The sequence below is a fragment of the Deltaproteobacteria bacterium genome, assembly GCA_018668695.1.
Classification (GTDB): domain Bacteria; phylum Myxococcota; class XYA12-FULL-58-9; order XYA12-FULL-58-9; family JABJBS01; genus JABJBS01.
The window spans coordinates 1-7,283 of sequence record JABJBS010000051.1 but is presented as its reverse complement, the minus strand read 5'-3'; the positions used below and the strand labels follow the sequence as shown (position 1 = coordinate 7,283).

General features: G+C 48.2%; 7 protein-coding genes. 4 read left to right on the top strand and 3 right to left on the bottom strand.

Annotated features, from left to right (window positions below):
- The first annotated feature begins 509 nt into the window (after positions 1 to 509).
- The gene (locus HOK28_02465; GenBank protein MBT6431925.1) at positions 510 to 2,207 is read left to right on the top strand and encodes a hypothetical protein; all 1,698 of its coding nucleotides are present in this window, start codon (positions 510 to 512) and stop codon (positions 2,205 to 2,207) included.
- Between the two features lie 12 nt (positions 2,208 to 2,219).
- Positions 2,220 to 2,717, top strand: coding sequence for a tetratricopeptide repeat protein (locus HOK28_02460; protein ID MBT6431924.1), 498 nt, complete (start codon positions 2,220 to 2,222; stop codon positions 2,715 to 2,717).
- 22 nt (positions 2,718 to 2,739) lie between these two features.
- Here the strand turns inward: HOK28_02460 and HOK28_02455 are convergent, their stop codons facing one another.
- The 3 genes from HOK28_02455 to HOK28_02445 form a co-directional block, all read right to left on the bottom strand.
- Entirely contained in the window at positions 2,740 to 3,975 is a 1,236-nt protein-coding gene (locus tag HOK28_02455; protein ID MBT6431923.1) for an adenylate/guanylate cyclase domain-containing protein, read from the bottom strand.
- 255 nt (positions 3,976 to 4,230) lie between these two features.
- Positions 4,231 to 4,533: a helix-turn-helix transcriptional regulator gene (locus tag HOK28_02450; protein ID MBT6431922.1), complete on the bottom strand. Its 303-nt coding sequence runs from the start codon at positions 4,531 to 4,533 to the stop codon at positions 4,231 to 4,233.
- Between the two features lie 204 nt (positions 4,534 to 4,737).
- On the bottom strand, positions 4,738 to 4,947 hold the full coding sequence (locus tag HOK28_02445; protein ID MBT6431921.1) for a hypothetical protein: 210 nt from the start codon (positions 4,945 to 4,947) through the stop codon (positions 4,738 to 4,740).
- A gap of 451 nt (positions 4,948 to 5,398) precedes the next feature.
- On the opposite strand from HOK28_02445, the gene HOK28_02440 reads away from it, so the two are divergent.
- A complete protein-coding gene (locus HOK28_02440; protein MBT6431920.1) occupies positions 5,399 to 6,199 on the top strand; it encodes a PEGA domain-containing protein in 801 nt (266 codons plus the stop codon).
- Between the two features lie 49 nt (positions 6,200 to 6,248).
- Positions 6,249 to 7,283, top strand: a 1,035-nt coding sequence (locus tag HOK28_02435) for a hypothetical protein (protein MBT6431919.1), incomplete at its 3' end; no start/stop codon positions are given.

The window sequence follows — 7,283 nt, the reverse complement described above, 5'->3', positions numbered from 1 at the left end:
TTGGGTTAATTGTAGGCATTTTATTCTCCGCTGGGTGGACCTCTATCTCTTGGTAGAAGGCCAGGTTGCTAAGTCAGTAGTCGCTCGTTGAAGTCAAAATGGTTATCGGCGGATTAGCGAGACAGTTGCTAAAAAAAGCAGGGTGGCTTCGTGAACTCGGCATAAAATTGGTCTAAACACATGATTTTAAACGGCTATCATGTGAACAAAAAGGATGGAGACTGGGCCAAATGCTCTACTTTGGCGAGATTCAGGTCTTCTAAACTTCCTGACGAGCATGTAGCCGTCAGGCCTTTCATGCGTCAGCTCATAAATCGAATAAGAACTACCGAAGCCACAGGCCCAGGCTGTCCCAACACTAGATTGCTTTCTTTGGATGGATACTTTTTAAAACCGAAAACAAATTAAGCGATGTAACTGACTATCGATCCATGCTTTTTCACGTTTCAAGAGGCTTTGGCTGCTTTTCCTCGACGCCACATATGCTACAATTTCCCCCGGGGGAGCATATGCCGATTAAGAAACCCACACCCAAACTCGCACCGCTTGGTATGGCTTCACAGGCCACATCCAATCAAGGTGAATCGCCCGAGATACATCGGGGCACCGCACCTAAACTCCAGCCTTCCGACTTCGAGACCCCCCCCTTGCCCGAGCGACAGGCCAATATTTCTGGTCACAGTCTTCAACAAACAACCGATAGCCTAAATCCAAAAAATATCGCCCGACCATCGACAGTAGAGTTACTTGAACTCCGACAACGCGCCGATAAGCAAACCATTCAGGATGCAAAGGCTCTCTATCAATGTATGAAAGGGTTAGGGACTGATGAGGATGGCGTTTATACCATTTTGGAAAAGAGGTCCCCTGCCCAGCGTGATGCCGTTGAGAAAGAATTCGATAAACGCTACGGGGTGCAATTCGGTTCACTGACCAGCGCAATCTACGGTGACTTCTCAGGCGCAGAACTTCAAAGAGCACTCGATGCTCTTCATTCCGGCCGCCCAAAAGCACCGCCGGTGGGCAGCCAGGCTTTTGAAAATTTGCTCGACCAAACAACCGACTCAAAACAACGCTTGAACAACTCTGCCCAACTGTTGCTCGACGGTACCGACTCATTCGCCGCCCGTCGCAATTTGATTCGAGGTGCGACCCATTCGATTTATATGCAAACCTTTATTTTTAATGACGATGCAACAGGCTGGGACCTGGCACGAGAGCTCTCCCTAAGGGCGCAAGAAGGTATTGATGTTCGGGTAATCTACGATGGCATTGGCTCACTGCGAGCGGCTCCAGAAATGTTTGATTACATGCGAGAGAATGGTGTGCAGGTGCATGAATACGGCGACCCTGTAAACCAATTTTGGGACCTCAACGACCGCTGGCATGAAAAGCACCTTATCGTAGACCAAGAAGTATCCATCGAAGGCGGTATGAACATCGCAAATGAATATGCCTTGGGCGGCTCAGGACGACTGGTATTCTCCCGTTCCGAAAAAGCAGAAGAACCATGGCGCGACGTCGATGTTCGATTAACGGGTCCAGTAGTTCAAGATACCGTCAATGCATTTCGCCGAAATTGGGAAAGTCTCACTGGAGAAATCATTCCATTGAGTAACCACCCTCGCACCTGGACTGACACGAAAGGCACAACGCCTGTTCGGTTCATCCAACATCGCCCGGACGAAGAAGGTGACCAAAACACGCGCAACGCTCATTTACAGTCTATCCGGTCAGCGCAAGATAGTATCACCATCGAGAATGCTTATTTTCTTCCACCCAGTGACCTTCGCAATGCACTGATCAATGCAGCACACCGGGGCGTTAAAGTGCGGGTCATGACCAATAGTCGAGAATCCAACGATATTGGCATTGTTTCCGATGCGGCCCGTTATTTCTATGACGACTTGGTGGCGGCAGGAGTTGAAATCTACGAAAAAAGCGGTGGTACACTTCACTCGAAGACCATGACTGTAGACGGCACTTATTCGATTGTCGGTTCGGTCAATCTCAATGGCCGTTCTCAATGGCGCGACTCCGAATCGATGGCCGCCATTAGCAGTGAAAGCACAGCTAAAACCCTGGAGAAACGTTTTGAATCTGGCTTAACTGAGTGCAAGCGTATTACGGGCCAAGAACTAGAAGACGAATCATTGATTACCAATTTACAGCAATGGGCTATCTCATTTCTCGCCCCCACCTTTTAGGCAGAACCAACCATGGAAACATTAGCAAACATACTCCAACAAGCAGGATCACTTCTCGAAGCTGAAAAAAGTAACGAGGCCTTGCAGCTTTTGGATACCGCACCAGAAGAATTGAAAACACAAAGTCAGTTTCAGTATGCGAAGGGATCTTTGCACCTGCATAACCAAGATGTAGAAGGAGCCATTGTTGCCTTTGAGAATGCCATTCAGCTCGGGCCACCTATACCCGAATTCTTCTCCAATTTGGGGGCCGCCCTTCTCTACCGCGCACAAGAGGCCAACGAAGTTGCCGCCGATATAGATTTAAGTCGCGCCATCGAGCTACTTGAACGTGCTTTAGATTTGGGACCCAAGCTCCCGCATACCTACGTAAACCTAGCCAGCGCTTATCATCAGAAAAACGATGTCGAGAAGGCACAATACTACTTTGAATTAGCCCATGAACTTTTTCCAGACTTTGCGCCCGCGGTCGAGGGGCTTCAAGGCCTAGAAAAACAAAAATCAGAGTAGGACCAGAAGAAGAAGGAATGTTTTAAGACACCAACTTGTAGAGGAAAGTCTTACCCTCGATACCTTTAAGTTCAAATTCCCCTACTGCTTCGCTCTCATCCGGAAGCAACTGGTGAATAGAGCTTGACACATAAACCTGACCCACTTCACACGCTGTTTCAATTCGAGATGCTAGATTCACGGCACTTCCAATACAGGTATAGTCCGACCTTTTCTCCGAGCCGAAGTTCCCCACAACTGCTGTACCCTGATGGATACCAATCCTCTGCGCAAGTGCAGGTAAACCTCGAACGGCCCATTTTTCATTAAGGGTATCGAGACCGTGCTGCATCGCCCGCGCACAACTAACCGCCCGTTGGGCCTGCATATAAGGTGGCATTTCTTTAGGTGCACCAAACATCACCATAATGGCGTCGCCCATAAACTTGTCGACGGTACCTAAGTTTCCAAAGATGATATCATTCATAAAGGTCAGATATTCATTGAGCTGCGAGGCATAATCGCTAGGGCTAAGCTGCTCCCCCAACTTAGTGAAACCCGAGAGGTCACTGAAAAGTACCGTTATGGTCTGCGAGTGAGGTTCATGGTCCATTTCAATTTTACCTGAAAATATATCATCCACCATTTCAGCTGGAAGATAGCGAACCAACACCTGCTCCTTAATCTCCTGGTTCAAAGACTGAATTTGCTGCCTCAACGAACTGATTTTCTTCATGGCCTGATAGCCCATGGCAGCGTTTAAAAAGACATAGATGAGAACCGCCCCGGAGTGGGTAGCCAACGCCAATAAAGAAAGCTCTCCATCACCCACCGGGAGACCTATAGAAGCCAGTAAATATGCGAGTACACCGGGAGTGAACATACCGACTAGGCCCGCCACAGTTCCGGCCGTCATCAGTGCATTCGTCGCCATAAGCAGCGCCCCCCAAAGAAAGACAGAGGGTGAAAAACCGGATGCCAGATAAACGAGCGCAACAGCCAAGCACTCGGCTATCTCACTGCGGATAATGAATGTCTGAGGCGAAGAACTTCTTAAAGCGAAGAAACTGAAGACCCATGGTAAAATGAGACTCACGAACCAAGGAAAAGCCAAATACGCCAACGGCGCCGTGGATTCGAGGAAAATGAAAGTAGACCCAGCCGAATAGAGGCAGTTGCCCAGAATGCGGACCGTGTGTATCTCACGGACCAAACGCTCCTGGGCAACCCTCGGTGTGTCACCTAATGCCAATCGACGTATGACCTTAAAAGGAACCATGTTCCTCCTAAGTTTCCTCAATTTTATAGCCCGGGTCAAAGAAGCAGAAGAATTACACCTAAGGTGCAGCATTCATGAAACTCAATAAAACCGGGTGGCCTCTTAGGTGGTCACTGGGCCGAATAAAGTTGATGTTTCTCTATTCACAGCAACATTTATCGGCACAACATTCACACGTTTTTTCAGTACAGCATGGGGCTGAGTTACATTTACAATTACATTTACAATTACATTTACAATTACATTTTTCTTTAGTCATGATTCCTCCTGGTTAAATTCTACCCTGTCGGCAAGCACTCTCAAGCGCTGAGCCACATAAGCACGGTTCAGTGAGTAATTTCTTTCGCGTCCTTGCTTTTCAACCGTCACAATACCCTCTTGCGTGAGGACCTTTAAGTGACGTGAAACAACCGAGGCATCGACGCTGCAGCAATCGCACAAGCACATAGCGTTTTGAGGTTTTTTACACTGGCACAGCTCATACACCAACGAGAGCCTATTGAACTCTCCCAGTGCCTTAAGCAGGTTAGCAAGTTCTTGTATTTCCACATTACTCATACCGACAACTTATGCATATTTGCACAAACGTGCAAGCATTTTTTAGGGCTCCCCGACCTGAAACTTGTGTCGCCTGGTCTCTGGAGAGAAGCAGTCTGCTAGGTACTTGGATTATTTAGAGAAATCCTGAACGTGGTGCCCAGGTATGCCACAACGCCCGCTCACCCTTCTTGTGGAGAATAGGCGCTTGATAGCCCATAAATGTCACCTTCGCGGACAATAGTGGGCTTCACTAAAAACCAAAATGGGCATCAAAACGATGATGATGACAAACCAATAAAACTCGGCTTTACGTCGCAGCGCATCCACGAACATCCAGATGCTAAATCCGTAGCTTAGTATTTCCAAAAACTCTACCACCACGCTTCCTTCCAGTAGCCATGGCACGTTTGTTTTGAGTAACGCATCGACCATCGGGTGCATATCATTGAACATTGAAAAACAGAGACAACCGCTAGAGTTCTTTAACGATTTCAGATTGGCCTGGACTCCATAAGAAGGTATAAACTTTTGTTAGAAAAGCCGCCAAAGATTGGAGCACAATCGTTTAGCCACCGTATCTCGCGCACGACACTCCATAAAATGTGACACAGATCACAAGATGCAATGCATCAATCGATCATGAGCGAAAATTGAAAGATATGGCAGTCCTTAGGGGGCTTTCTTTTTCAATGAAGAGTGATAGGCGCTTCACTCGCCGGGGTCATGGGGAGTGGGACTGGCATGAGAATACGGATGCTCAAGATTGAGCTACCTTACTTATGCACGAGAGGGTTACATGTTCTGCTCTTTTATTAAAACTTCAGGCACCTTCCTGTTTTTTCTATTCCTAATAGGTCAGTCAATCGCGTTCGCACAGACGCCAGTGAAAAAATCAGATCCATTCTGGGCAGACCGCGCAACCAATGCGCGCATAGCCGTGCTTGATGTCGACATTAAGACAGATGCACTTGACGCCATTGTTGGTGAAAGCGTTTCAGCCGTCATTACTTCAGAGCTGGCCGTACTCAGTCGCAATCGATACACAGTGATTTCTCGAAATGAGATCAAGAGCATGGTTGGCCAGCAAATGCTTGCCCAGAGTTTAGGATGTGTCGATGAAGAATGCATGACCAACCTAGGGGAAATGGCAAAAGCAGACCTTATTCTTTCAAGCAGCATCGGAAAAGTCGACGAAGAGTGGGTGTTCACTCTAGAGCTTATGGAAACAACATCCGGCACAGTCCTAAGACGCCAGGCAGCCACCTACCTCGGTTCACCGGATGGTCTTATCGAACTCTGCCGCCCCTATGTCGCCAGATTAATCGAAGGTTCTCAAGCAGCTGATTACAAAGGCTCGGTACAAGTTTTAAGTAATTCGGCCGATGCCATCGTTCACGTTAACCAAAAAGAAATTGGCTCAACCCCTGTGGATCTTTACGCAGGTCTTCCTGTCGGTCGGCACAGAATCGAAATCAAGAAACCGGGATACCTCCTTTATAGACAAGATGTCGTGATTCACCGCAACGAGACCACTCTCCTACAAGCCGAGCTCATCGATGAAGACAGCATCAAGCCTTGGTACAGTAAATGGTGGGTCTGGACGAGCGCTGCCGCAGTTGTAACCGGCTCAGTATTCATTGCACTTCAGGCCATGCCAGATTCAGAAACAACGGTTGGCCCTTAAGCTAATCCACGCCTATCGATTTCAAATACTCCAAAAAACGGACAAGACCATGCACTTAGGTTTTCAACGACTTGCAACAGTTATTCTTACCCTCACCTGTTTTGCACTTACCCAAGGCTGCAGCACAAGTGGTGAACTAACAGGAACGCCGTATAAGTTGCCAGATGCCATCACCGAACTATCTCCTGAGAGTCAAGCAACTCTTCGCGCAGTGTTCACCATCGATGGTGTGGTCGGTCCTGTAACGATGCAAATCGACACCGCATCGGCCACAGCTTCCGGGCAATACGTCTTACCCAACGACAAAGTCGAAGATGCCACTATTCATATAGAGCTTTACGGTTCTCTTTCATCCGCCACTGAAGAAGTTTTGCTTGGTTCCGTCAATGGCTCACTCACCATTGAGCCGGGGCAATACAACTCGGCCAACCTTGATCCCATGACAACCGCCGGAGACCTTTACGACGCCAACCGAAACGGAACATCCAACCTAGACGACCTCAAAGTTCAAATTGACCCGGCCCCAATGGCCAATCCGCTGGATGTGTCACCGGACACCATCAGCTTTGATTCCGGTGTTGAGGTCGGCGGTTTTACCCGCTCATTTTTCGTGGTCGAAAATAACGGAGAAGAACAAGTCTCTATGGACATGGCCGTAGAGTTGGCTCCAGGCATCACAATCGCTCCACTGGAAGCCATTTTCGAATTGGGAAGCGCTGCGCCCGAAGACACATTCTCCCTCACCCTGGCCCCCGATGAAGAACAAGTGATGGCGGTAACATTTGCACCGTCAGATGCTCTCTTTCTGGCTGGTGCCTTATCCGTCAATTCAACCACACAGACTTCTAACATTAGCCACGGGCTTATGATGCGCCTGATTGGCAATCCTGAAGGTGCAGTACCTCAGCCGCCATCAGCCTACAGTATACCCAATCCAAGCTCAGTTGCTTTAGACGGATATACCGGAAGCATTCAAGCTTATGGCATCAATCAACTCTTCTCACGAGAGCCTTTCAATCCGAGTTCTATGAGCGAACAAGACAGTGGTACAATCGCAGGTCAGGACATAGACGATGCATACCTC